Origin of the sequence: Asticcacaulis sp. AC460, from assembly GCF_000495795.1 — a bacterium.
Lineage (GTDB): Bacteria > Pseudomonadota > Alphaproteobacteria > Caulobacterales > Caulobacteraceae > Asticcacaulis.
Genome location: NZ_AWGD01000016.1, coordinates 41,039 through 65,995 on the forward strand (window position 1 = coordinate 41,039; position 24,957 = coordinate 65,995).

The following is a 24,957-nucleotide window of genomic DNA, read 5'->3' on the forward strand; positions in this document are numbered from 1 at the left end:
TTCGCACCCTGCCTGCCGGAGGCCCTTACTTTCCGTGGAAGTAGAGGGCGAGATCAGCCTGGATTCTGTCCGATATCGCATTGGCAATGCGTTCCTGAGCATCCTGCTGTGAGACGACGCCGACGAAGGGCGACTGGCTGGTGTTGAACGTCACAGTCTCGCTGAAGTTGCCGCGGGTCAGGCGCTTGTTGTTGCGGGTATCCGTCAGGACGTAGCTGACGCTGCTGGTGATTTCCGACCGGGTCGAGGTCTCATCGATGCGGTAGCCGATCGAATAGTGCCGCTCGGTCATGGTGACTGTCAGCTTGTAGAGCTTGGGCGAGACGTCGTCGGCGCCGAAGCCGTTGCGCAGGTCCTGCTCCAGGAAGTAGCCGGTCCGGGTTTGCGGGACTTCGAGGCCGATCTGCGCCATGTTGACGGTGACCCGCTCGGCATAGAGCGGGGTGTAGCCGGCGCAGCCCGTTAATACTATGGGCGCGATCGCCACAGCGCAGAGGCACAACAGTTTCAGGGCAGTTCGCATCTTATCCCACCACGAAGTTGAGGATCCGGTTCGGCACGATGATGATCTTGCGAATGGTCGCGCCGTCAAGATGCCGTTTAACATCGGCATCCGCAAGCGCTGTCTCGCGGATTTCGTCTTCGCTGGCGCCGTTCTGGATCAGGATTTCACCGCGGCGCTTGCCGTTGACCTGGACGGGCATGACATAGGCGTCGTCCTGGGCCAGGGCCGGGTCGAAATGTGGCCAGGCGGCTTCGGCGATCAGGCCGTCGCGGCCCAGGCGCGTCCAGCATTCTTCGGCCAGGTGTGGGGTGACGGGCGCGATCAGTCCGGCCAGCAGGGTCAGGGCCTCGATGCGAGCCTCGGAGCCGGTCCTGGCGATGTCGGCCGTGCGGATGGTGGTGACCAGTTCGTACAGCTTGGCGATGGCGGCGTTGAAGCGGAAGCCTTCGAAGCCGTCGGTGACCAGCTTGACAGCCTTATGGGCGGCCTTGCGCAGGGCGGTCGCAGCGGCTTCATCCGTACACGGAATCGCTTCGTCCGGCAGGTTGTCGAACAGATCCCAGATGCGGTGGGTCAGGCGCCACGAGCCTTCGACGCCGGAGGTCGACCATTGCACGTCACGCTCAGGTGGTGAATCGGACAGGACGAAAAGACGTGCCGAATCAACGCCATAGGTGTCGAAGATGTCGCCGGGAGCGACGGTGTTTTTCTTCGACTTGGACATCTTTTCGATATCGCCGATGGTCAGGTTGGCGCCGGTCGACAGACGGGTGGCGACGCGCTTGCCATCGACCGTGTCGACCTGGACATCGGCCGGTTCGATCCAGTTGGGCTTGCCGAACTCGTCGGCGCCATCGGTATAGGTCTCATGGGTCAGCATGCCCTGGGTGAACAGGCCGGCGAAGGGCTCCTTGACGTCCAGATAGCCGCAATGGTTCAGCGCCCGGGTAATGAAGCGGGCGTAGAGCAGGTGCAGGACGGCGTGTTCGATGCCGCCGATATATTGATCGACCGGCAGCCAGTGATCGGCGGCCGCCTTGTTGATCGGCTGGGGGTGCTTCGGATCGGTGAAGCGGGCGAAGTACCACGACGAGTCGACGAAGGTGTCCAGCGTGTCGGTTTCGCGCCGTGCCTTGGCGCCGCAGGACGGACAGTTGACATGCTTCCAGGTCGGATGGCGTTCGAGCGGGTTGCCGGGGATGTCGAAGGTGACGTCTTCGGGCAGGACCACAGGCAGTTGGTCTTCCGGCACCGGTACGACGCCGCAGGCCTCGCAGTGGATGACAGGGATCGGGCAGCCCCAATAGCGCTGACGGGACACGCCCCAGTCACGCAGGCGGAACACGGTGGCGCCGGTGCCCAGGCCCAGAGATTCGATGCGCTCGATGGCGGCATCCTTGGCGGCTTCGATCTCCAGGCCGTCCAGGAACTCCGAATGGAAGATGGTGCCGGGGCCGGTATAGGCTTCATTACCGACATACCAGCTGCCGGCATCGGCGCCGTTGGGCAGGACGACCTCGGTGACCGGCAGATTGTATTTACGGGCGAAGTCGAGGTCGCGCTGGTCGTGGGCCGGGCAGCCGAAGATGGCGCCGGTGCCGTAGTCCATGAGCACGAAGTTGGCGACCCAGACGGGCAGGGTGGTGCCCGGCTTGAACGGATGGTCGACCTTAATGCCGGTGTCGAAGCCCAGCTTTTCAGCCGTATCGATATCGGCCTGGGAAACGCCGCCCTTCTGGATCGACTTGATGAAGTCGGCCAGTTTCGGATTCTCGGTGGCCACGCCCTGGGCCAGCGGATGGTCGGCGGCAATAGCAATGAACGCCGCGCCGAACAGGGTGTCCGGGCGGGTGGTATAGATCTCGACGCTGTCTTCGCTCTTGTGAATGGGGAAGCGCATCTGCAGGCCACGGGACTTGCCAATCCAGTTGGCCTGCATGGTGCGGACCTTGTCCGGCCAGCGTTCCAGGGTCGACAGGCCTTCCAGCAGATCGTCGGCAAAGCGCGTGATGCGCATGAACCACTGGGTCAGTTTTTTCTTTTCGACCAGGGCACCGGAGCGCCAGCCACGGCCTTCGATGACCTGTTCATTGGCCAGGACGGTCATGTCCACCGGATCCCAGTTGACCTGGCTTTCGCGGCGATAGACCAGGTCGTTCTTCAGCAGGTTCAGGAACCAGCTCTGCTGCTGACCGTAATATTCCGGGGCGCAGGTGGCGAATTCGCGGGTCCAGTCGATCGACAAGCCCAGGCGCTTCAGCTCGCTGCGCATATTGGCGATGTTGTCGTAGGTCCAGCCCTTAGGGTGGACATTGCGCTCCATGGCGGCGTTTTCGGCCGGCATGCCGAAGGCGTCCCAGCCCATGGGGTGCAGGACGTCGAAACCGCGCGCGCGTTTGAACCGCGCCACGAGGTCGCCCATGGCGTAGTTGCGAACGTGGCCCATATGGATGCGCCCGGACGGGTAGGGGAACATCTCCAGCACGTAGTATTTCGGCTTCGACGGGTCATTGCGCGTCAGGAAGGTCTGCGCGTCGTCCCAGCGCTGGCGCTGTTTGGGTTCGGTCTCTTTGGGATTGTAACGGGCCATGATGCAGTCGGGAAGGAACGGGAATGCCGTGCTTATAAGGTGACGCGGCAGGGGGCGCCACTGAAATATGACGCAGCAGAAGTAAAGCTCCTACGGGTGTAGATGGCGGAAACACCTGCGGGCCCAATCCCCCACCGTCTCATTTGCTTCCAGCAAATGATCCACCTCCCCGTATAACGGGGAGGGATTAAGTTATTTATATTACTCGCTTTTTTCAGACATAGACTCGTCAGAGCGCCAGACGGCCGCAAAAAAGCCGCCGGGTTTCCCGCGGCGGCTTTTTCGGAGTCCGAGGACTGAAGCTTAGTTCTTGACGTCGGAGAGACGAAGCTCACGGGCGCGGGTCAGGATGGCGTTTTCGATGTCGAGCTGGGTCTGCTGCGAGACGTCGGCGTCGATCCATTGGCCGCCCTGCTGGACCTGCTTATAGACCGACACGTTGAGGGCGTCGGCGCGCAGGCGCGAGTCTAGGATGTAGATGGTGGCCTTGAAACGCTCATCCGGCTTTTGCGGATTGGCGTACCAGTCCGAAATGATCACGCCGCCCCAAGGGTCGGCCGAGTTCAGCGGCATGAAGGAGATGGTGTCCAGCGAGGCGCGCCACAGATAGGCGTTCACGCCGATGCCGGCCTGCTCGTTATAGGCTGCCTGCTTGGCGTCCTTGTTGCCGCCGCCGAAGATGCCGAGGATCTTGCCGTCGCTTTGCTGGCTGGTGTAGGCCGTGTCCTTTTTGCCCATGCTGGCGCAGGCGCTCAGGGAAAGGGCGAGGCCCAAGGCTGCAAAAGCTGCCACGTACCGCTTAGTCGTCATCGAGTTGATCACTCCGCAAATGATCGGATCCGCGGTCGGCTTGAAAAATACGCCCCCAAGGCCGGGATTCCTAAGTTTTATTCTTTACCACCGTATGGTCCCGCGCTTCTATAGCACGCCGCCCGTAGGGTATGACAAGAGGTGCTTCCTTAAGTTTATCAACAGAACGGCAAATTCAAGGCATCCGGCGGTGTCGTAACTGAAATATAAGGGATCAATGTCGGTCGGGGAGCGGTTTGAACAGGTAACTGTGTTATAGTGGGACACGAACCGTTGCCGATTCAACACATCAATTACGGGAATGTAATCCGACACCGTTTTGGGCGCGATTCAAAATTGACCCCGGTGGCAATTCGCCTTAATCCAAATTTGACATATCTATGCCAAATTAGATGTGTAGAACGCAATTTGCGTCCGGGGCTGGACGGAAAAGATTCACTTTTCCGCTGGATTTGGACCAGGGGCTTGAAGAGCTGAGTTGATGAAACCCGTCGTAACCATGGCTGTGTCCGTGATCGTGTTGGCAATCGCCAGCGCATCGCCGTTCGCCCATGCCGCGGGCCAGTCCAAGCCGAATTCGGGTTTCGCGACCTTGGGTCAGACCAAGGGTGGCCTGATCGACCCGCCTGCCGCGACCTTCCCGAAACCTCAGTCGAAGATTTATTCGTTCGATCTGAAGGGCAAGTGGGGCGTCAAGTTCGACGTCAATCAGCCCGAAACCGCGCCGTCCGGCCTCAATGACGTCGACGCCGGCGCCTTCTACAAGCTGACCCCGTCGCTGCGCGTCGGTGGTACTGTCGGTTTCGGTGAAAAGTCCGATCCGCTGAAGCCCGAACCCAAGACGGTCAAGGACAAGCAACAACCGCGCGTCCGTTTGGAAACGACGTTTAAGTTCTAAGAGTTGGTAAGTTCTAAGAACTGGCAAGTTCCAAGCTAATCCACGATATGAAATGCGTCGACAGCGCCGATACCGGCCAGTCCGCAATCGCGTAATCCCCCAATAGTGTCACAGGTAATCCCGCCCAGCCCGTAAACCGGCAATCCGGTTGCGGCGGTATAGTCGTGCACCCCCTTCGCGCCCAGAGCGGCCGCATTTTGCGCCGAGGCGCTGCGGCTGGCGAAGACGGGGGAAACAAACACGGCCTGTAACGGCGTGTCGTCCGCCATGTGCATCAGCGTGTCCAGGTCGTGGCAGGCGGCGCTCAGTTTCAGATGTGGATGTTTGCGGTGCAATTCCGCGATCCGTGGCAGGCTTTTCTGCGCCAGGTGGACGCCATCGGCGCCGACTTCGATCGCCAGGGCGTCGTCCTCCCCGATCAGCAGGATCAGGTCGTGGTCGTTGGCAATCTTGCGCAGCAGGCGGGCGCGCTGCAGGGCGTGGGGCTCGCCGAAGTGACGGTAGATGATGCCCGTGCCGGCGGGCAGAAGCGCGGCTATATCCTCCGGATGCGGCGTGCGAGCCGGATCGGTGACGAAAAAAAGCGGCGGCAGCCGGCGATCCGAGGGTAGGAAAGCCCGGGCCTCCTGGGTTATGTCAGTGGCCTTGTCGAGCAGATATTGAAAGCGAGTCCGGTATGTCATCGATGGAAACCCTGAACGACTCGGGTGCCGCCTATCTTAGGCTTGTCCAGCAGATGCACAAGGGGCTGGCTGCTGCGGGCCGGTCGGCGGATTCGGCGTTTCTGACGGCGGTGTCCAAGACCCAGCCCTGGGAGGTTGTTGAACCCGTTTTGCGGGCGGGTCACCGTCGTTTCGGGGAGAATCGGGTTCAGGAGGCCCGGGAGCGCTGGGAGCCGGTTCGGGATGATTGGGCTGGGCTGGAGTTGCGGCTGATCGGGCCTTTGCAGAGCAACAAGGCGGGGGAAGCGGTGGCGTTTTTCGATGTCATCGAGACGGTGGACCGCGACAAGATCGCGCGGGCTTTGGCAGATGAGATCCAGAGGCAGGGCCGGCGGCCGGTGACCTATGTCCAGGTCAATATTGGTGAGGAAGAGCAGAAGGCGGGGATTTTGCCGGCGGAGGCGGATGGGTTTATCCGTGAATGCCGGGATGTGTTCGGGCTGGAGGTCGAGGGGTTGATGTGTATCCCGCCGGTTGAGGGTCCGCGGGGGCCGTATTTTGGACTGTTGCGCAAGATCGCCGAGCGGAACGGCGTCGGGCATTTGAGTATGGGGATGAGCGATGACTTCGAGGCGGCTTTGGCGTTCGGGGCGAATGAGATTCGGGTTGGAACGGCCATCTTCGGCGTGCGTTGATGGACCTCAGAGACTTTGAATATGAAAGTCGAGGCCGGTGTAATTTTACCACTGAAGGCACGGACAGGAACGGAATTCCGTGCGGGCCTCCCGCGCGAAGCGCCTCGGTGAATTTATCGTTCCGGTGACACGCGGGGGCATCTTCATCCTGAATTCCGTGCCTTCCGTGTACGTCGCCGCAGGCGACGCTTCAGTGTTTTCTGTGTTCCTCTTAAAAACCTCGGGTTTGTCTGAGACTTTTAAGAGGAACACGGACCACACGGAAGCCGCTGCGCGGCGACACTGAAAACACGGAATTCAGGATGTGAGGCCAAAGTGTGAGAGTTTGCAGTCAGTACAAAGGAGGGCGCTTCGCGCGAGGGGTCGGCCAAGGGAATTCTGTTTGTTTCCGGTCCTATCTGTTCGTGTGGTTCGTGGTCGAATCCTTACTTCACTGGGGAAACAGTTCGACGTGGGTTTCGCCCGTGCGCCCGTAATAGACCGCCCGGCGCCCGGCCAGGGACACGATATAGGCGACGCAACCCGCCTTCAGGATGCGGACGCAGAATTCCTTATATTTTATAGTTCCGGACTGGCTGGCGCGGACCGCGGCTTCGATACCGGCGGCATCGAATGCGGTTGCAGCAGGTTCGGCGATGGGTTGGGTTGTGACGATTTCTGACGTGCCGTCGGCCAGGTAATAGGTCTTCTCCGCCCGCTGCAGGTCGGCGTGATAGCGCTCGACCCCAACCGCGGCGAGTTTTCCGAGGACGTCGGGGAAGGTCAGGCGCTCTTCGTCGGAGCCTTTGGTGCAGTCTTCGGCGATGGCGCGAAAGGCGGTGGTCATGGTCTACTCCGTCGGGATGGTTTTGAGATTGTGATGACGGACGAGGTCGCGCAGCGTACGGCCCAGGATCCGGCGTTCGTCGTCCGTCATATGGCCGAAGAACTCGGCTTCGTTGCGGTCGGCCAGGGCCGCCAGTTGCGGCACCAGGTCGCGGCCTTTTTGATGAATTTCAAGGGTTTGATAGCGGCGGTCGTCGATGCGAAAGGCGCGGCCGATCATCCCTTTGGCGATCAGGCGGTCCGCCAATTTGGTAACCGCGCCGCGGGTCAGGCCTAGGTGGTTGGCCAGGGCAGAGGGTGACATCGGGCCGCTTTCCAGCAATTCGCGCAAGACTACCCACTCGGCCACCGTCACGCCGACGGCTTCGACCTTCTTTGCGAAGGCGTGCGAAACATGGTTCGAGACAAAGCGCAGCCAGTACCCCAGATGGGCGGTCAAAGGGCTGATTTCGGAACGATCGGACATAAAAGACTCATTAGTTGTCTAGGCAACTATATAATAATAGTTTCCTAGTCAATATCCGGCTGTTAAGCCAGATGGTGGTGTAAGAAAGCAAGTCGCCCCACCACCACATCTCACGCGCTGCGCCTTCGGCGGGGCGCGTTCGTGCGGTCCCCCTCCCCACGCAAAGAGGCGAGGGGAGGTATCAGAAAGAGTATGCCCGCGATTCTGGTTTATCGGATTTCGATCTCGTCGCCGGGTTGGGCCTCGCGCAGGAATTCCAGCATGTCGCTGATGGCCACCGCCACACAGCCTTCGGTACCGGAATAGTCCGGCCGGGCCAGGTGGAAAAAGATCGCCGAGCCCATACCCGGCACCGGCGGGTCATCATTATGACCCAATACCACGATCACATCGTAGACATGATCGTCCCGCCACAGCTTCTCATGGCTGGGCCCGTACGGGAGTTTGACATGGGTATTGTAGTCGGGCGCCGCCGGATCGTCGCTCCAGCCATCATCGGGCGACAGCGGTACCAGCTTCAGCGCTGTCTGCGGCGGGGCGACACGATCCGGGCGATAAAAGACGTAGCGGATGGGCCAGCGGCCGGCGGGCGACTTGCCGTCGCCCTCCCTTTTGTCGGCGGCGGCGATCACGCCCCCTTTCCCCAGGGCGCAAGGCACACTATGTACATCAAGGGAAAGTGAAGGGATTCCACCGTCCGTGTCCGCCGCAACTGCGGTAAAAACCTTGACCATAGGGTGAAGTTCCCCTCAAACTGAAAAGAAAACACAAGATACAGGATCATGGTGCAACAAAAAACCCTCCTAATAGTCGACGATGACGACGAGCTGCGCGAAGCCCTGGCCGAACAGCTGGAACTCCATGAAGAATTCAAGGTCACACAGGCCGCGAACGGCGCCGAAGGCGTACGTCTGGCCAAGACCATCAATGCCGATCTCATCCTGCTGGATGTCGATCTGCCCGACATGGACGGACGCGAAGCCTGCCGCATCCTGCGCAAGGGTGGGCTGACCACGCCGGTGATCATGCTGACCGGACAGACCTCGGATTCCGATACTATCCTGGGGCTGGACGCCGGCGCCAACGACTATGTCACCAAGCCGTTCCGCTTCGCGGTGCTGTTGGCGCGGATTCGTGCCCAGGTGCGTTCGCATGAGACCTCAGAAGATGCCACCTTCCGCATCGGGCCTTATGAGTTCAAGCCGGCTTTGAAGGTCCTGGTCGACCAGACGCAGAAGAAGACGCGCCTGACCGAGAAGGAAACCAACATCCTGAAGTATCTCTATCGCGCCGGCGGCAAGCCGATCTCCCGCGAGGAGCTGCTGACCGAGGTGTGGGGCTACAATGCCGGGGTGACGACGCATACGCTCGAAACCCACGTTTATCGCCTGCGCCAGAAGATCGAGCCCGATCCAGCCAATGCCCGTTTGTTGATGACGGATGCCGGCGGGTATCGACTGCAGTTTTAAGACCTATACTAACGGCTAAAGGGACCCCTCCGTCTCGACGCGTTTCGCCCCATAGGGGGGCTCACTTGCTCGCCACCTCCCCATTGAAGAAATGGGGGAGGAGAAGGAAGTCAGATTGTCAAAAAACATTTGAGGCAAGTCCAAAGGCCGTTGAGATTAGACCGGAGCCGAAAGGCTCCGGTTTTGTTTTTGGGTGATCCGGTTGCCGGTCTGGACGTATGCGTTCGGGGGCGTGAAGGAGAGACCATGTTCGCCCGAGTTCCGTTGTTTGCCGCCGCCGCTCTGATATTATCCGCCTGCACCACCGTGCCTGAGGGTGGCGGCCCCGCCACGGCCCAAGTGCCTATGAGCCACTATTCCGGCACGTGGCTGGAAATTGCGCGGCGGCCGATGTGGCTGACCGATGGCTGTGTCGCGGGGTACAGCACCTATACCTCTGGTGCCGGCGGTGCCGTTGCGGTCGAAGACGGCTGCCGCAAAGGCACCCCCGACGGCAAGTTGAAGACCATCCGCGGCAAGGGTAAGATCGAAGACTTCGGCGGCGGCAATGCCAAGATGAAGGTCGAGTATCCGCTCTTCATCACCTGGCGTTACTGGGTGCTGTATGAGGCGCCCGACAACAGCTGGTTTATCAGCGCCGATCCCAAGATGAAGAACCTGTGGATCTACGCCCGCAAGGTGCCGTCGTCGGAACAGCGCGCCGTTATGGTCAGCAAGGCGCAAGAGCTCGGTTACGACACGAGCAAGCTTGAATTCCCCGAGTTTTAGATTTCGAACGTCACCTGGGCCGGGACGTGGTCGCTGGGCTGGGTCCACCCGCGGACATCGTCATGGATTTTGGCCGTCAGGTCCGACACCCGCGCCATTAGCGCCGGGTTGAGCAGGATGTGGTCCAGGCGCAGGCCGCGATTGCTGGCGCGGTAGTCGATGGCGCGATAGCTCCACCAGGTGAAAATCTTCTGCGGGTCGGGATAGGTGACGCGGAAGGGGTCATGGAAATCGCCGCAAGCGATGAACTTGCCGAAGGTTTCGATCTCGATCGGCGTATGGCTGACCACGCGCAGCATCTGGCGGTGGCTCCACACGTCGAACTCGCCCGGCGCGATGTTGAGGTCGCCGCAGATCAGCAACGGATGGTCACGATTGCGTTGCTGCAGGTGGGTGCACAGGCGTTCGTAGAATTCGAGCTTGTGGTCGAACTTGTCGTTCGTGGTGCGATCGGGGACGTCGCCGCCGGCCGGGATATAGAAGTTCCATATGTCGACGTCGTTCACGCGGATCGCCTGGACGCGGGCTTCGCCGCGGCGGCAGAAGGGCAGAAGGTCGCCGGCTTCGAAAGGCACCTTCGAGACGATGGCCACGCCGTGCCAGCCCTTCTGGCCGGCGACATGGATATGGTCGAAGCCCAGAGTCCGGAAGGCGTCATAGGGAAATTCGTGCGTCTGGCATTTGATCTCCTGCAAACAAAGGATGTCGACCTCCGTTTGCGCGAGAAAGGCCTCGATTTGCGGCATGCGCAGGCGAACGGAATTGACATTCCAGGTGGCAAGAGAAAGGCGCATATTGTCCGGAGGATGGGCGGGTTAAACCGCTGTAAAGATACAAAAAACCCGATCCGTTGTGACGGACCGGGCAAGATTTTGGCACATAACACGAAGAGAAAAAAGGGAAAAACGCACGCTCGGAAATCGACCGCCGTCCAATCTCCATGTGTGAAAAATAACACGCCTGAGAAAATTCTCAAGAGAAAAGTTTAAAAAGGCATTATTTTTTCAGCTGCGACTTGTTGAGCACGAATAAGTCGCTCCTGAAACCGCCGCCGCGATTGAAGCTGGTCAGGTGAACCTTGGTCGCCTTGCCCTGGGCATCGGTCACCGTCCATTCGCGCAGCGAGAGCTGGCCGTTGCCGGCCTGATCGAAGACGAGGGCGATATTGCCCTCGACCTGCTTGCGGCGATCGCGCGCCTTGAGGGTAAAGCCGGCGCCGTTGGAGGTCACCTGAGTGACGATAACGTTCTGGTCGAGGCGGATCTGGCGCGACAGGAACAGCGACAGCGGGGTTTCGCCCAGCGGATATTCGTCGAAAGATTTCAGGCGCGGATCCCACATCTTGACCTTCTGGCCGTCGGCGACGATCAGCAGCGAATACGGGGCGTCGTACTCGAAGCGGATCTTGCCTGGGCGCGACAGGAACCAGTTGCCCTGGGTCTTGCGGCCGCGATAGTCGGTTTGTTCGAAACGGCCCTGGCCCGTGGTCAGGGCTTGCAGATATTGGGTCGCCTTGTCGATGCGCGCCTTGTCGGCGGCGTTGAAAGTCGGCGGCGTGATCAGGCCGCCGAAGCTGTTCTTGCCGCTTTGGGCCAGGGCCGGCATGGCCGAGGCCACAGCGGCGGCGGTCAGGCCCGACAGAAGGAAGCGGCGGTGGAGGTCGGTCATGGGTTTTCCCTTTGCGATCGTGTTGTGTCTTAGATCAGAATGTTATTCTGATCTAAGTTTTTCTGACGCCTCATGTTAATCCAAAAAGTGGCAATCCACTTTTTGGCATGAGGCTGGACCGTAAAGGTGGGTAACGGCAATTCAAGGGCGCGAAAAAGACGTATCGACGCCGCTTTGTGGCCATGGAATGAAGGCGGGATGAACCGGGTGTTCAAGGATTCGCCTGTGTGGCAAATTTTCGTGAAATGACTCGCGGGACGCGAAAGATCGTCAAGGGTTGATAAAAAATTAATAACAAAAACAGTTAACGAAGCTATAACCGTTAATTATTGAGTATTACGCTCAACCCTTTATAAAAGAGATGATTCGGTTGTTTCGTCAAGTGGTGGTGCAGGTGCGGCATTTCCCCGCCTTGAAGTGGTGGGAAAACCGGCAGACTATACCGCCATGGCACTGATCCACCCGCCGGCCCACAAGGTCCATGCCCGCCCGCTGCCGAAATGGCGGTGGCTGCCGCAGTTTTTCATCAATCCGCTGTCCATCTATTCCGACTCGGCGTTCGAGACCCTTTACGCCCGGTCGGAGGCGTTTGGGGTTCGCACCCTGTCGATCAACGATCCGGCCGGGATCAAGCATGTCCTGCTCGACAACATGGCCAATTATGAGCGACCGGTGGTGCTGGCGCGGCTGTTCCGGCCGGCCATGGGTCAGGGTGTGTTTTTGGCCGAAGGGACGGAGTGGCGGCGGCAAAGACGGATGCTGGCGCCGCTGTTCAGCCCGGCGGCGATCAACGACCTTATTCCGCATTTCCAGACCGCCGGCGAGCAGATGTTGTCGCGGCTGGGGCAGGGTGGTGACGTGAGGTTATCGGAGGTGTTTCATCGCGCCGCGCTGGATGCCGTGCTCAAGGCGCTGTTTTCGCTGAAGGCCGAGGGTCATCACGCTGATATACCCGTCATGGTGCGGGACTATCTGGGTGGTGCCGGCCGGCCCAATCCGATGGACGGCATGGCGCGGACCGAAGACGATTTCGGCTGGGCGATGGAGTCGCGCAAAAGCTTCAGCCGCAAATGGACGGCCATGGTCGATAGCGTGATTACTGAACGCCGCGCCGCCGGTCCGGACCAGGCCCATGCCCGTGGCGATCTTCTGGATCTGTTGCTGGCGGCACGCGACCCGCAGACCGGTGAAGGCCTGAGCGACGCCGAAATCCGCGACCAGTGTTCGACCATGCTGGCGGCCGGGTTCGAAACCACGTCGCGCATGCTGTTCTGGGCCAGCTATCTGCTGTCGCTCGACCCGGCGGAGCAAGGCCGGTTGCGTGAGGAGGTGGTGGCATTCGCGCCCGGCCGGGTAACGAAGATGGACGACCTGGCGCACTGGCCGCGCCTGCGCAATGTGTTGCTGGAGGCGCTGCGGTTCTATCCGCCGGCGGCCTATATTACCCGGCGGGCCATGGGTGAGGACGAGATCGGCGGCCATCGCATCTCGGCGGGCACCGAGGTTTGGATCAGCCCCTTTGTCCTGCACCGGCACCGCAAGTTCTGGGACCATCCGACGGCCTTCATGCCGGATCGCTTTGCCGGGGTGAATGCGCCGTGGGCGACGATTCCCGCCTATCTACCGTTTGGCGCCGGGCCGCGCATCTGTATCGGCGCCAGCTTCGCCTTGGTGGAGGGCCAGATTCTGCTGGCGCATCTGTTGTCGCGGTTCACCATCGCCGCCGTGGACGATCAGCCGGTGCTGCCCGTCTTCCGGGTTACCACCGTGCCCGGGCGTGATCCGATGTTTCGTCTTCAGGCGACGTAGGTCGTCGGTGCCTGGCCAGTCATTAGGGCCGTGATGCTGACGGCTGGCAGGTTCAGGCCGGCCACGGTTCGCGGTTCGGCAAAGAAGTTGGCGATCAGCCGGCTGCCGTCGCTGAAGCGGGTTTCCTGAACCAGACGATCGTCGCTCAGCCATGCAAAACCGTCGAGGCTCAAGGTGCCGAGAGTTTCGTGCAACGGCCGGAAGAAGGCATCCTGGCGGACGATGGCGGGGAGACGGGTTTTCAGGGTGCCGGAACTGAGATTGTACAGCGGGGGCGCGTTGTAGAGCAGTTGCGCCAGCTCGTTTTCGGTGCGGACATTGCTGAGCTTGAAGTTGTCCAGGCTCCAATGGTGGGTGGTGATCACCGAGCCGTGGAAGACGGCCTGGTACAGGGGTAGGCGAGTCTGTGGTTTGAAGTAGACGGTCCGGTAGGGCTCCTTCATCGGCACGGGCTTGAAGAAGGCGCCGGGCTGTTCGGAGGGGAACCAGTTGCCGAGATAGTAGGGCGAGGTCTTGTCCTTCATCAGGTCGGGATCGCCCCAGCCGATGACCGGGGTCAGCAGGCCGTGGCCGAAAAAGACGCCGCGTGCCGTGGTGGCGTTGCCGCATTCCGACCCGGCCGGGAGTCCCAGCTTCTGCGAGATCCAGCGCGAGGCGTCCTCGTTTTCGGCGGCCTGGCGCGCCATGGTCATTTCAAAGCCCGGGCGATAGTCGTCGAAGACCATGCCGGTGGCATAGGCATCGAGGAACCAGCTGTTGAAGCCGGTCGCCTTGGCCAGGGCGGCAACGCGGGTTTCGATTTTCGGCCGCATGCAGATGGTGTTGGTGTAGTGGCCGGTCTTCTGGAAGCCGGACTTGGTGCTGCCGTCCTTCATGACGATGCCGCAGCTCTCATAGGCATGGCGGCCGAGCTGAGCGGTCGCCCAGTCGGGACGTTCGCCCGGCGGAATAGCGGTTTCGTAGGAGTCGTAGGGTGCGACCAGGTAACCCGCCTCGACGAAAGCACCAACGGCTTCGGGGTGCCACAGGCCGCCTTCCCAGCCATCAGCCATGCCGACCCACAGTTTCTTCAGACCGGCCTGGGTCAGGGCATTGGCGGTCGCCTGGGACAGGCCGCGTCCCCATGTGGCGGCATCGGGGGTCAGGGCGGCGCCGAAGGTGGTCTGGACCTCCTGGCGCAGGGCCGGGTAGGCGGCGATCAGTTTGTCGGTGTCGGCCTCGTCGGTTTGCCAGGTTTGTCGAGCGAGGGTGTCCAGTCCGGCATTGACCGCGTTGATCAGGGCCGACTGTTCATAGACAATGGGTTTGACGACTTTGGCCAGCATGGCGGTGGCATCGCTTTCGAAGGTGGCGCGCAGACGGGTGGGCAGGCTGGAGGGGCCGCGAAGGGTTTTCAGGAACAGCGGCCAGTCGCGGACGTCGCGTTCGGCCAGCAGGCCATTGCCCCAGAGGTAGATATGGGCGGCGCCGAGCAGTTTGCGGGCTTCGGGTGAGCCTGCGAATTTTGACTCGAGGGTTTCGTAGGTGTTGGTGTCGATCAGGTGCTTGCGGTAGCGCAGGGCGCCGGCGATGGGATTACCTTCGCCCAGATGCAGGGTCATCTGCATCGGTGTTGTCGGCGCCAGGGAGATGAAGCTGTGGCTGAGTTTGACGGCCAGGCCGTCGCCGTCCTTTCGGAACAGCAGCCGGTTGTTGAACGGATTGAGCAGCAGCCAGGTCAGGGTGAAGTCATCGTGATCCTGGCTCCACAGGGGCAGGCTCAGGTCCTGGGAGCTGTTCACGTCGTCCATGCGGCTGATCATGAAATCGCGCCAGACGGGATCGCCGGCCGGGACGTAATAGCCCTCGGCCAGGGGCAGGATCAGGCCCCTGCCGAAGGCTGTGGCCGGTTGATCGATCAGGTCGAGATCGGCGGTTTCGGTTGCCGTGACGGTGATGTTGAGATCGCGGTCGATCAGTTGGCAGGTCAGTTTGAACCGGTCGTCCCAGGTCCATTCGGCGGTGGTGGTTGTCTGGGTGAGGTGGCTGACCGTGTGGGGTGTCACGCCTTGGGAGACGGGAATGTCTTTGGTGGTTATGGCTAGATTGGCGGGATTGATGTCGATCCGCCAGGTCGGGTTTTCGAGTGTAATGGTTTGGGTTTGGGCGCGTGCGGTCAGGGGGAGGGCGGCGGCGATGCCGGCGGCAAGAAAGTGACGGCGTTTCATGTGGGCCTCCCCGGCTTTTTTGTTGTCCGGATTGGAGGGTGAAATGTCGGCAAGATGATGGCGAGTGAACTTTGCGCCTTAAGTAAGATACCCCTCCGCCGGCTTCGCCGGCACCTCCCCACTTCGTAGGGAGGAGGGAGCTTGGCACTCCTATATGCGATTGCCCCAATCGAGATGGTGAGACGTTACAAGCCCTCCGTGAACAAGCGCTGTCGCGTTATGGGTGACGGGTTCTTGGACCCTTCCCGCCGGAGGCCTATTGTACGCCGGCTTCCTTGAAGACTTCCGAGAGCTTCTGGAAGTCCATGTTCTGGTTAAGCCCGCCCATGCCCTGCAGTACTTCCGGCGCAGTGAATAGGCCTTGCGAAGCAACCTGCCCCAGCACGGTAAAGCTGACCTGCAGCGCCTGCTGGCCGTCATTCTTGACGGCAGCGACGGTTTGCGCGCGGCAGTCGACCGTCAGCAACCGCATGAACAATTGGGCGGCGTTCTTGTCGAAGGTGTCACGTTGCTGCGGGGTGATGTTGGAATAGGCCTTGATGTCCGGGTGCAGGGCCAAGGCCGAGAAAACCCAGAGCATAAGCTGTTTCTTGTCGTCGGCGCTGGTCGATTGGACCAGGCATTGGCTTAGCTTGTCGGTATCGGCGCCGGCGTGTGCCGGTGCAGATCCCAAAAGTCCGGCTGCGATGGCAAGCCCTGCAAGTTTCAGCCTCATGGTATACCCCTCCGTTGTTTCCCGCAGGCTATATCAACCTGACAGGTTCAGGCAATCCCCGGAGTAAGCGCTGTCGCGCAGTCGGAGGGGGATTTCTTGGCGTCAGCGTTGCAGAATATAGGCGGAGATGACGAAAGCACCTGCGGGCCAAATCCCCCACCGTCTCATTTGCTTTCAGCAAATGATCCACCTCCCCGTATAACGGGGAGGGATTAAGTTATTTATATTGTTTGATTTTTCAAAGCTCTGATCAAGATGAGGAGGAGGCGTTGCAAGCCGTAGCGGAATGGGCGCTGTCGGGTTATGGGTGAAGGGTCCTTGGACCCTTCCCGCCGGAGGCTCTTTTGTTTTGGCCTTTCCCTTGCGGGAAGGCCAAAACAAAAGATCATCAATGCCCCGGGGGCGGGCCGACCAGGATGTCGCGTTTGCCGACATGGTTGGCCGGGCTGACCACGCCTTCGCGTTCCATCTTTTCCATCAGCGACGCGGCGCGGTTGTAGCCGATCTGCAGCTTGCGCTGAATGTACGACGTCGAAGCCTTGCGGTCGAAGGTCACGAAATAGACCGCCTTGTCGTACAGGTCGTCGCCCGAGCCGCCACCCTCGCCGCCGTCCGAACCACCATCGGAGCCGCCGTCGTCCTCGCCGCCATAGGTGACGTCGTCGAGATAGTTGGGCTGGCCCTGTTCGCGCAGGAACTGGGCGACGGCTTCGACTTCCTGGTCGGAGACGAAGGGGCCGTGCAGACGGGTGATGCGCCCGCCACCGGCCATGTAGAGCATGTCGCCCTGGCCGAGAAGCTGTTCGGCGCCCTGTTCCCCCAGGATGGTGCGGCTGTCGATTTTCGACGTGACCTGGAAGGAGATCCGGGTCGGGAAGTTGGCCTTGATGGTGCCGGTGATGACGTCGACCGACGGGCGTTGGGTGGCCATGATCAGGTGGATACCGGCGGCGCGGGCCATCTGGGCCAGGCGCTGGACGGCGCCTTCGATGTCCTTGCCCGCGACCATCATCAGGTCGGCGACCTCGTCGACCACTACGACCAGGTAGGGCATGGGCTCGGGCACCATTTCGTCGAACTCGTAGACGGGCTGACCGGTTTCGTCGAAGCCGGTCTGGACCTTGCGGACGAAGTTCTTGCCCTCGGCGGCGGTGGCGCGGGCGCGTTCATTGAAGGAGGCGATGTTGCGCACGCCGATCTTGGACATGCGGCGGTAGCGATCCTCCATCTCCTTGACGGTCCACTTCAGCGCCACGACGGCCTTTTTCGGGTCGGTGACGACAGGGGCCAGCAGGTGCGGAATGCCGTCATAGACCGACAGTTCCAGCATCTTGGGGTCGATCATGATGAACTTGCACTGTTCCGGATCCAGCCGGTACAGGATGGACAGGATCATGGCGTTGACGCCGACCGACTTACCGGAACCGGTGGTACCGGCGATCAGGAGGTGGGGCATCTTGGCCAGGTCGGTGATGTAGGGCTCGCCGCCGATCGATTCGCCCAGCGCCATAGGCAGGGTATGGCTGGCGCGCTCGAACTCCGCCGAGGCCAGCAGGTCGCGGAGGTAGACGGTTTCGCGCACCTGGTTGGGCAGTTCGATACCGATGGCGTTGCGGCCCTGGACCACCGAAACGCGGCAGGAGCGGGCGGACATGTTGCGAGCGATGTCGTCGGCCAAGGCCACGACGCGCGCACCCTTGACGCCGGCGGCGGGGGCCAGTTCATACAGGGTGACGACGGGGCCCGGACGGATCTGGTCGATCACGCCGCGGACGCCGAATTCGGACAGGACACTTTCCAGCATCCGGGCATTCTGGCGCAGGCTGTCTTCGTCGAAAGCGTTGCTGCGTGGCTTGGGCTTGGACAGGATGCTCAGTTCGGGCAGGCGGAAATTGCCGGGACGCAGGAATTCGAAGACCGGTTGTTTCTCGGCCTCGACGCGGGGCGACGGCTTGACGGGTTTGGGGCCTTCGAAGTGGATGCCGGGCTCCAGAGGCAGGTCGTCGTCCATGTCATCATCATCGAGCGGAATTTCGCGCTCGATCGTCGGGCGGATAACGGGTTCGGGTGCCTTGCGTTCGGCGGGTTTGACGCGGGCGGGAACAGGGTTCAGCGAGTCGACGGTTTCGAAATCTTCTTCATCGACAAAAGTCTCGACCGGTTTGGCCTTCGGCGTCTTGATCTTGGCCGGGCGGACGGCCTTGGCGGCGACTTCGATGGCCTGTCGGTTGAGGCCCATGGCTTCCAGGGCGCGCCCGGTCACGCCGCTTAAGGCGCTGCCGATGCCGGCATAGTGGTTGATCTTCAGGGCAAAGGTCTGGTTGAAGGCGTAGACGGCGAGCCCGGCGAAAATCAGGCTGGCCATCACGGTGCCCAGGGTTTCGGGTATGCGCATGAAATCGAACAGAGATTGCAGCAGATCGCTGATTCCGGAGCCCCAGAAGCCTCCGAGGCTTTGTTGCAGGACCGGGTCGGCCGAGTTCATGACCGGGCCAATAGCGGCGCTGAGGCCCAGGACGAACAGCGTCGCCCACAGGGCGTGCAGGCGCAGTTTCATGCGCGTCTGATCGGGGTCGTGGTGGAAGGTGCGCTGCAGGCCGAACCACACCATCAGGGCGGCGGCCGGCCAGGCGGCCAGGCCGATCGACTGGACGCCCAGATCGGCAATCATCGCGCCGAAACCGCCCAGGGCGTTGTGGACCTCCTCGTGACCGACCGAGTTTAGGCTGGGGTCGGCGGGGTTGTAGGTGGCCAGGGCGACAAAGCCGGCCAGGCCGGTCAGGGCAACGAAAGCACCGCGCAGGCGCGCTATGATCGCCGAACGCCAGACGGCGCTCATGTGCGTTTCAAAGGCGTTCCACACGGTCATGGTAAGGCTGGACATAGGTAAGGCGTTTCTGCGTGGGGAGGTTTCTCGATCCAGATGCCACGAAAATGGTTAAGACCCTATTTACCAGGGTGCGAAGCACCCTGGACCCGGAATCGCGACAGCGCTGAATTATGGGCTTTGTGGTAAGGGACGGGTTGCGCTTACTTTCACCTCTCCCCGGCCTGCGGGGAGAGGACGAGAGCGGAACGAAGTGAACGCGACGGCGCGGGGCGGCGAGCCTGAGGGGCCTCCGGAAGAGGTTTGTGCACCGGACAGTTTAAGAGGCCCCTCACCCTAACCTCTCCCCGTAAAGAACGGGGAGAGGGGTTTTTAGGGCGCGTCCGTCCGCCGCATTGCGCTTTGAACGGCCAGGTTTATGATGGCGGCCATGGAAACCTATGACGTCATCATCGTCGGCGCCGGCATGGCCGGTTTGACCCTGGCCCTGGCTCTGGAAAAGGGCGGACTCGATGTCGCCCTCGTCGAGAAACAGCCTTTCGACCAGATGCTCGACGCCGGCTATGACGGCCGGGCGTCGGCCATCGCCTATGCCTGTTTCCGGCAATGGAAGGCGCTGGGGGTTGGCGACCAACTGGAACAGCATGCCTGCCGGATGGATGAAATCTTCGTGACCGATGGCCACCTGCCCGGCGCCGCTAGTCCGAAGCCCCTGCCGTTCTTCCTCCATTTCGCCGCCGATGAGATTTCCGACCGGACCGGCAATGAGCCTTTGGGCTATATGGTGGAAAACCGTATTACGCGTCAGGTCCTGCATAGCGCTGTGACGGAACGGGGCATTGCCTTGAAGGTGCCGGCGGCGGTGGTCGAACACCGTGAAACGGGATCGTTCGCCGAGGTTGAGTTGGATACCGGTGAGACGTTGCGTGCACCATTGGTGGTGTCGGCGGAGGGCCGCAAATCGTCCCTGCGCGACAAGGCCGGGATCGGTCATGTTTCGTGGGACTATCCGCAGAGCGCGGTGGTCTGCACCGTGAAGATGGAACGGCCGCACAATCACGTCGCCTATGAGCATTTCCTGCCGTCGGGGCCGTTCGCCATCCTGCCGCTGACCGAAAATCGCGCCTGCATCGTCTGGTCGGAGACCCATGCCAAGGCCAAGGCTTTGATGCAGGCGAGCGATGGTTTTTTCTATGACCATCTGCTGGCGCGGTTCGGGGAGTTCCTGGGCGAGATCGAACTGGTCGGGCCGCGGTTTATCTATCCCCTGGGTCTGGGTCTGGCTGAAGAGATGCACAAGGGACGGTTGGCCTTGTTGGGGGACGCCGCCCACGGCATTCATCCGATCGCCGGCCAGGGTTTGAACCTCGGCCTGAAGGACGTGGCTGCCCTGGCCGAGGTGCTGATCGAGGCGGCGCGGCTGGGCGAGGATATCGGTACCGAGCTGGTGCTGGAGCGCTACGCCAAGTGGCGGCGGTTCGACAATGTCTCGACCTCGGTGGTGATGGACGGTTTTGTCCATCTGTTTTCCAACGGCAATCCGCTGCTGCGGGCTGTACGTGATGTTGGGATTGGGATGTTCAACCGCGTGCCGGCTTTGCGCAAGTTCGTCATGGAAGATGCGGGTGCTGCGACGGGGGAATTGCCGAAGCTGCTGCGCGGCGAACTGGTTTAATTTCAGCGACCGTAAGGCCCCTCCCACCGCTTCGCGGTCCCCCCTCCCCGTAAACGGGGCGGGAGAAGAATGTCAAACCCTTCCGGTGGTTTAGCCCTTTAGAGGTTCGAATTTGCGGGCCTGGTCGACCAGCATGATCGGCACGCCCGAGCGGATCGGGAAGGCCAGGCCCGCGGTCGGGGAGACCAGTTCCTGGGCCGCTTTGTCATAGGTCAAAGGCCGGCGAGTCACCGGGCAGACCAAAGCTTCCAGCAGGCGCGGATCGACTTCGAGGATAGGCTTGGGGGCGGCGCTGATATCGTTCATGTGAGCGGCTCTTACGAAAACAGCATCGACGACAGGCGACGGCGGCCGGCCTTGGCCAGCTCCGACCCGTTGCCGACAGCCGCGAAAATCTTGAACAGGTACTGACGCGCCGCCTGATCGTTCCATTCCGGATCGTACTTGACGATTTCGAGCAGTTGATTAACGGCGTCGACCATCTCGCCCTGTCCCGCCAGGGCGCGACCCAGGTCGTACATGGCGTCGAAGTCACGCGGATCACCGGCCAGGCGGGCACGCAGTTCACCTACGTTGGTCGGTGCGCCCTCGGCCAGTTCCAGCGCGGCGCGCAGACCCTGGATGTCACCGTCCTTGGTATCGGCCGGGACCATGTCGAGGAACTGTTTGGCGCGATCGGGTTGCTGAACCTTCAGGTACAGGCGGGCGACGCCGGCAATCGCCTTGGTGTTTTCAGGTTCCTGCTCCAGGATGAAGCTGTAGGCTTCCAGGGCGCTGGTGACGTCGCCGTCATCGGCCGACTGTTGCGCCAGGGCCAGGGTTTCCTCGATGGTCGGACCGGATTCATTGATCCCCAGCTTTTCGACAAAGGTGCGGACTTCGGTTTCGGACTTGGCGCCCATGAAGCCGTCGACCGGCCGGCCGTTGACGAAGGCATAGACGGTCGGGATCGACTGAATGCGGAGCTGGCCGGCGATGCCCTGGTTCTTGTCGACATCGATCTTGACCAGCTTGACCTTGCCCTTGGCCTCGGCAACGACCTTTTCCAGCGCCGGACCCAGCTGACGGCACGGCCCGCACCACTCGGCCCAGAAATCGACAATCACCGGAGTCTGCATCGAGGTTTCGATGACGTCCTTCATGAAGTTCTGTTCGGTACCGTCGATGATGTTGGGGTCGGTGCTGGGCATGGGTCCCTCGTTCTGGGTTCGTTTGACCTGAGATGGCCCCGACCGTGTAAGGAGTCAAGCGGTTCCGCCAAACTGCGCCGTGGCGTTGTGAGCGCCCTTCAGGATTCATCCCCGGAGCGCCAGCGCCAGCCGCCCTGCGTCTTACGGGCGCAGATAACACCCAGAATCAGGGACGCAACGATGGTAACCGCAAAGATCGCGCTGGTGAAGATTTCCGGTCTGGGGAACAGGCGCGGCAGGACAAAAGCGGCGCCAACCGTGACGAGCAGATAGAGCGCCAGAACCACCCATCCTTGCCAGGCCATGGGAAGGCCAGAACCATAGCCGTAGCGCTTGGCGCGAAACCAGGGATTTGAAGGTTTTGCGGTCATGATGCACCTCCGCTGAGTCTTGCGATTATCGCAAACATGCCGATCCGCGGCAAGCTTAGAGCGCGTTTCGATCCGGAAGAATCGGATCGGCGCTCTAAGTTTTTGCTTTTACGCGCATCTTTGTCCGAAAAGTGCGTCACACTTTTCGGGACGCGCTCTAAGCGGCGCCCAGGGCGGCGAAATCCACCACCACCAAGTCACGTCCCAACCAGTCGATAAACCGGCGGAAATCGGTCTGGCTCAGGGCTGTGGTGGCCGTGTTGGTCAGCGGATGGAAGTTGACGATCTCGGCATCGTACAGTGCCTTGTCCAGGATGAACTTCACCTTGCGGTCCGGGTCGTTGACCAGACCCAGCGCCGTCACCGATCCCGGCCGCACGCCCAAGGCATTATAAAGACGTTCCTCGGAACCGAAGCTCAGGCGTCCCGATCCGATCGTCTTCGGCAGGGTCTTGAGCTGGATCTGGGTCGTCTGTTCGGCCGAGATCAGCCACAACTGGCCCTTGTCGTCCTTCAGGAACAGGTTCTTGGTATGGGCACCGGGCAGCGCGGCCTTGATCTCGTCGCCCTCGCCGACGCGGAATACCGCTTCGTGCCATAGCGTGCTTGTTTTCAGGCCCAAATCGTCTAAGGCTTTGAGCAGTTTATCAGGCGTGTACAGCGGTTCGGTCATGGAGCCGCCATAACGCAAAGACCAGGACAGATGCAATGGAATTAGAGTGCTTCGTCATGACCACCTATCCGCCGGAAATCGTGCCGGGACGGCCCGATCGCGATTGGATGGATGAGTTCCAGGCCCGCTTCCCCTATCGCTGCCTGCCGCTGGTCATGGCCAATACCACCGGATGGGAAATCCTGTGTCCGGTCGATTTCACCGCGGTGTGGAACGGCGGCCCGGCCAAGTCCGACCTGGTCATCACCTGCGACGAAAACCCTGGCTACAGTATGGAGCATGTCTGCACGTCGCACTTTACCCACGGCGTGCTGACCTTCCATACCGGCTACATGTTCCGCACCCCGCCAGGCTTTGCCGTGTGGGCCGGTGGCGCGCCCAACTTCATCAAGGACGGCGTCCAGCCCCTGACCGGCCTGGTTGAAACCGACTGGCTGCCGTTCCCCTTCACCATGAACTGGCGCATGACGCGTCCCGGCATGGTGACGTTCAAGCGGGGGGAGCCCTTCTGCTTCATCCAGGTGATCGAGCATAAGAAGATGGACGAGGTCCAGCCGGTCATCAAGTCGCTGGAAAGCGACCCCGACCTGAAGAAGCAGTACGAGACCTGGGCGCGGACGCGGGATGAGTTCAATGCCTCGCTGACCGCGCGCGATCCGGAAGCGATCAAGCAGGGTTGGCAGAAGTTCTACTTCAAGGGCGAAAAGCCGACGCCCAGGGGTGAGATGGTCCAGCACGACGGCGATCATATGAACCGCCGCCGGCTGAAGACGCCGCGGGTCCAGCGCAAAAAATAACGGGCGCCTCTCAGCGCCCGCTATAGCGTCGGAATTCGTGATCCTTACCGCCGGGTGTCGACCGGGCGAACGATGCGCGATTCCAGGTTGCTCTGGATTGAACGCGCGTCGTAGGCGTTGGGGTCGTCCGAAGGCTTGGCGCCCTTGTGCATGACGATTTCGGCGCGGGCTTCGTAACGGGTATATTCCTGAGCGTCCCAGGAATCGTAACCCATGCCCCAGCCGGTCCAGCGGCTGCGGCCGTAGTAGCGCCAGGACAGGCCGCCATAGAGGCCGGGGAACGGGTCGCTGTAGACCGTGCGCCTGCGGCTGTCGGTGTCGCGGTTGACGACCTCGAACCAGTCATAGCCTTCCTGCAGGGTCAGCTCGGCGGCGCGGTACAACAGATAGGTTTCGACCGTGTCACGCGGGGTCAGGTCGTTGCCGGCGAAGGTCAGGCGGAAACGGCCTTCCTCCAGCTTGGATTCTGTGAAGCCCGGGCGATAGCTGCGCGATGACGTCAGGTCCGCCGGGGCATAGGGCGTCGCGGTGGCGCAGGCCGACAAAAGGGTCAGGCCGGCCAGGGCTGCGGCGGTCAGAAGAAGTTTCTTGTTCATGATATGTGCTTCCCACCTGTGCGGATATGTAAAAGTTAATAGTCTTAGGAAAATAGTTAAACGTCAATGTGGTCAAAATAGGTCTTTGGCGGCGTGACCTAATATCATCACTGCAATCAGGACCAGGACCGAGCCGGCGGCGATATCGAAGGTCCGGCGGTGGCGGGGCTGTTGCAGCAGGTGGGACAGGGTCACCGCCAGCAGGCCATAGGTGGTCATGGAGATCACATCCATGCCGATGGCTGTGGCGGCGAAGACCGACATCTGGGCCGGCATCGGCCGGGCGATGTCGAGAAACGGCGGGAGCACGACCGAAAAGAACAGCAAAACCTTGGGGTTCAACATCTGGACCATGAAGCCTTCGCGCAGGGTGCGGGTCAGGGTTCCGGGTGTGGCAGGAGCGATGAACTGCAGGTCGATGCGTTCATTGTCGATTTTCAGGGCGTGGCGAACGGTGGAGACGCCCAGCCATATGAGATAGAGCCCGCCGGCGATGGTCATAGCCTTGAACAGCAGGGGCAGGGCGATCATCAGGGCCTGAAGGCCCAAGGCCGCGGCGACGAACCAGACCAGGGTGGCAGTGTTGACGCCGATGACGCCGGTGAAGACGTTGCGTTTCCTGCCCGACAGGCCGGTGCGGATGAAGAACAGGTTGGCCGGGCCCGGTGAAATGGCCATCAACGCCATGGCGGCCAGAAAGGCGGAGTATTTGGCGGGATCGACGGGGGACATGACCCGCTC

The 24,957-nt window shown here is 61.2% G+C and carries 25 protein-coding genes; 7 read left to right on the forward strand and 18 right to left on the reverse strand.

Features of this window, described 5'->3' with window-relative positions:
• Positions 1-25: 25 nt before the first annotated feature.
• The 3 genes from ABAC460_RS33705 to ABAC460_RS33715 all read right to left on the reverse strand — a co-directional run bounded on the left by ABAC460_RS33705 (position 26) and on the right by ABAC460_RS33715 (position 3,905).
• On the reverse strand, positions 26-523 hold the full coding sequence (locus tag ABAC460_RS33705) for a hypothetical protein (RefSeq protein WP_023453075.1): 498 nt from the start codon (positions 521-523) through the stop codon (positions 26-28).
• A 1-nt stretch (position 524) separates the two neighbouring features.
• Positions 525-3,095, reverse strand: a complete 2,571-nt coding sequence (gene leuS, locus ABAC460_RS33710; RefSeq protein ID WP_023453076.1) for a leucine--tRNA ligase — start codon at positions 3,093-3,095, stop codon at positions 525-527.
• 303 nt (positions 3,096-3,398) lie between these two features.
• Complete coding sequence (locus ABAC460_RS33715) at positions 3,399-3,905, reverse strand: DUF3576 domain-containing protein (RefSeq protein ID WP_031236664.1); 507 nt, start codon at positions 3,903-3,905, stop codon at positions 3,399-3,401.
• Positions 3,906-4,386: 481 nt separating this feature from the next.
• Between ABAC460_RS33715 and ABAC460_RS33720 the strand changes: the two genes are divergently transcribed.
• The gene (locus ABAC460_RS33720; RefSeq protein WP_023453078.1) at positions 4,387-4,803 is read left to right on the forward strand and encodes an NtrZ family periplasmic regulatory protein; all 417 of its coding nucleotides are present in this window, start codon (positions 4,387-4,389) and stop codon (positions 4,801-4,803) included.
• A gap of 35 nt (positions 4,804-4,838) precedes the next feature.
• Here ABAC460_RS33720 and ABAC460_RS33725 read toward each other — a convergent pair whose 3' ends face one another.
• A complete protein-coding gene (locus tag ABAC460_RS33725; RefSeq protein WP_023453079.1) occupies positions 4,839-5,486 on the reverse strand; it encodes a thiamine phosphate synthase in 648 nt (215 codons plus the stop codon).
• Here ABAC460_RS33725 and ABAC460_RS33730 point away from each other — a divergent pair.
• Positions 5,480-6,160, forward strand: a complete 681-nt coding sequence (locus ABAC460_RS33730; RefSeq protein WP_023453080.1) for a YggS family pyridoxal phosphate-dependent enzyme — start codon at positions 5,480-5,482, stop codon at positions 6,158-6,160. The genes ABAC460_RS33725 and ABAC460_RS33730 overlap by 7 nt on opposite strands.
• 430 nt (positions 6,161-6,590) lie before the next feature.
• On the opposite strand, the gene ABAC460_RS33735 is transcribed toward ABAC460_RS33730, so the two are convergent.
• From ABAC460_RS33735 to ABAC460_RS33745, 3 genes are all read right to left on the reverse strand, one after another.
• Positions 6,591-6,986, reverse strand: coding sequence for a DUF1398 family protein (locus ABAC460_RS33735; protein ID WP_023453081.1), 396 nt, complete (start codon positions 6,984-6,986; stop codon positions 6,591-6,593).
• A gap of 3 nt (positions 6,987-6,989) precedes the next feature.
• A complete protein-coding gene (locus ABAC460_RS33740; protein ID WP_023453082.1) occupies positions 6,990-7,451 on the reverse strand; it encodes a MarR family winged helix-turn-helix transcriptional regulator in 462 nt (153 codons plus the stop codon).
• Between the two features lie 209 nt (positions 7,452-7,660).
• A complete protein-coding gene (locus ABAC460_RS33745) occupies positions 7,661-8,185 on the reverse strand; it encodes a L,D-transpeptidase family protein (RefSeq protein WP_031236666.1) in 525 nt (174 codons plus the stop codon).
• 48 nt (positions 8,186-8,233) lie between these two features.
• Here ABAC460_RS33745 and ABAC460_RS33750 point away from each other — a divergent pair, with 48 nt between their 5' ends.
• Positions 8,234-8,920 (forward strand): response regulator transcription factor, encoded by a 687-nt coding sequence (locus ABAC460_RS33750; protein WP_006271203.1) that lies wholly within the window; start codon positions 8,234-8,236, stop codon positions 8,918-8,920.
• Positions 8,921-9,166: 246 nt separating this feature from the next.
• Positions 9,167-9,688 carry a lipocalin family protein gene (locus tag ABAC460_RS33755; RefSeq protein WP_235075791.1) on the forward strand — a complete coding sequence of 174 codons (522 nt, stop codon included), beginning with the start codon at positions 9,167-9,169 and terminating at the stop codon, positions 9,686-9,688.
• Here ABAC460_RS33755 and xth read toward each other — a convergent pair.
• Positions 9,685-10,482 (reverse strand): exodeoxyribonuclease III, encoded by a 798-nt coding sequence (gene xth, locus ABAC460_RS33760; RefSeq protein WP_023453085.1) that lies wholly within the window; start codon positions 10,480-10,482, stop codon positions 9,685-9,687. The genes ABAC460_RS33755 and xth overlap by 4 nt on opposite strands.
• Positions 10,483-10,684: 202 nt before the next feature.
• Positions 10,685-11,356 carry a LolA family protein gene (locus ABAC460_RS33765; RefSeq protein ID WP_023453086.1) on the reverse strand — a complete coding sequence of 224 codons (672 nt, stop codon included), beginning with the start codon at positions 11,354-11,356 and terminating at the stop codon, positions 10,685-10,687.
• A 447-nt stretch (positions 11,357-11,803) separates the two neighbouring features.
• Between ABAC460_RS33765 and ABAC460_RS33770 the strand changes: the two genes are divergently transcribed.
• A complete protein-coding gene (locus ABAC460_RS33770; protein ID WP_023453087.1) occupies positions 11,804-13,165 on the forward strand; it encodes a cytochrome P450 in 1,362 nt (453 codons plus the stop codon).
• Here the strand turns inward: ABAC460_RS33770 and ABAC460_RS33775 are convergent.
• The 3 genes from ABAC460_RS33775 to ABAC460_RS33785 all read right to left on the reverse strand — a co-directional run bounded on the left by ABAC460_RS33775 (position 13,153) and on the right by ABAC460_RS33785 (position 18,971).
• On the reverse strand, positions 13,153-15,372 hold the full coding sequence (locus ABAC460_RS33775; RefSeq protein WP_023453088.1) for a glycoside hydrolase: 2,220 nt from the start codon (positions 15,370-15,372) through the stop codon (positions 13,153-13,155). The genes ABAC460_RS33770 and ABAC460_RS33775 overlap by 13 nt on opposite strands.
• A 256-nt stretch (positions 15,373-15,628) precedes the next feature.
• Positions 15,629-16,087: a hypothetical protein gene (locus ABAC460_RS33780; protein WP_023453089.1), complete on the reverse strand. Its 459-nt coding sequence runs from the start codon at positions 16,085-16,087 to the stop codon at positions 15,629-15,631.
• Positions 16,088-16,475: 388 nt separating this feature from the next.
• On the reverse strand, positions 16,476-18,971 hold the full coding sequence (locus ABAC460_RS33785) for a DNA translocase FtsK (RefSeq protein WP_023453090.1): 2,496 nt from the start codon (positions 18,969-18,971) through the stop codon (positions 16,476-16,478).
• Positions 18,972-19,344: 373 nt separating this feature from the next.
• Between ABAC460_RS33785 and ABAC460_RS33790 the strand changes: the two genes are divergently transcribed.
• Positions 19,345-20,589 carry a UbiH/UbiF/VisC/COQ6 family ubiquinone biosynthesis hydroxylase gene (locus ABAC460_RS33790; RefSeq protein ID WP_031236668.1) on the forward strand — a complete coding sequence of 415 codons (1,245 nt, stop codon included), beginning with the start codon at positions 19,345-19,347 and terminating at the stop codon, positions 20,587-20,589.
• A gap of 90 nt (positions 20,590-20,679) precedes the next feature.
• Here ABAC460_RS33790 and ABAC460_RS33795 read toward each other — a convergent pair whose 3' ends face one another.
• From ABAC460_RS33795 to ABAC460_RS33810, 4 genes are all read right to left on the reverse strand, one after another.
• Positions 20,680-20,886 carry a Trm112 family protein gene (locus tag ABAC460_RS33795; RefSeq protein WP_235075792.1) on the reverse strand — a complete coding sequence of 69 codons (207 nt, stop codon included), beginning with the start codon at positions 20,884-20,886 and terminating at the stop codon, positions 20,680-20,682.
• Positions 20,887-20,906: 20 nt separating this feature from the next.
• Positions 20,907-21,779 carry a thioredoxin gene (gene trxA, locus ABAC460_RS33800; RefSeq protein WP_023453093.1) on the reverse strand — a complete coding sequence of 291 codons (873 nt, stop codon included), beginning with the start codon at positions 21,777-21,779 and terminating at the stop codon, positions 20,907-20,909.
• A 98-nt stretch (positions 21,780-21,877) separates the two neighbouring features.
• Complete coding sequence (locus tag ABAC460_RS33805; RefSeq protein WP_023453094.1) at positions 21,878-22,150, reverse strand: hypothetical protein; 273 nt, start codon at positions 22,148-22,150, stop codon at positions 21,878-21,880.
• A gap of 157 nt (positions 22,151-22,307) precedes the next feature.
• On the reverse strand, positions 22,308-22,823 hold the full coding sequence (locus ABAC460_RS33810) for a prolyl-tRNA synthetase associated domain-containing protein (RefSeq protein WP_023453095.1): 516 nt from the start codon (positions 22,821-22,823) through the stop codon (positions 22,308-22,310).
• A gap of 35 nt (positions 22,824-22,858) precedes the next feature.
• On the opposite strand from ABAC460_RS33810, the gene ABAC460_RS33815 reads away from it, so the two are divergent.
• Positions 22,859-23,620, forward strand: a complete 762-nt coding sequence (locus ABAC460_RS33815; RefSeq protein WP_023453096.1) for a DUF6065 family protein — start codon at positions 22,859-22,861, stop codon at positions 23,618-23,620.
• Positions 23,621-23,664: 44 nt separating this feature from the next.
• Here the strand turns inward: ABAC460_RS33815 and ABAC460_RS33820 are convergent, their stop codons facing one another.
• Positions 23,665-24,216, reverse strand: a complete 552-nt coding sequence (locus ABAC460_RS33820; protein ID WP_023453097.1) for a CC0125/CC1285 family lipoprotein — start codon at positions 24,214-24,216, stop codon at positions 23,665-23,667.
• A gap of 72 nt (positions 24,217-24,288) precedes the next feature.
• Complete coding sequence (locus ABAC460_RS33825) at positions 24,289-24,948, reverse strand: LysE family translocator (RefSeq protein ID WP_023453098.1); 660 nt, start codon at positions 24,946-24,948, stop codon at positions 24,289-24,291.
• Between the last annotated feature and the right edge of the window lie 9 nt (positions 24,949-24,957).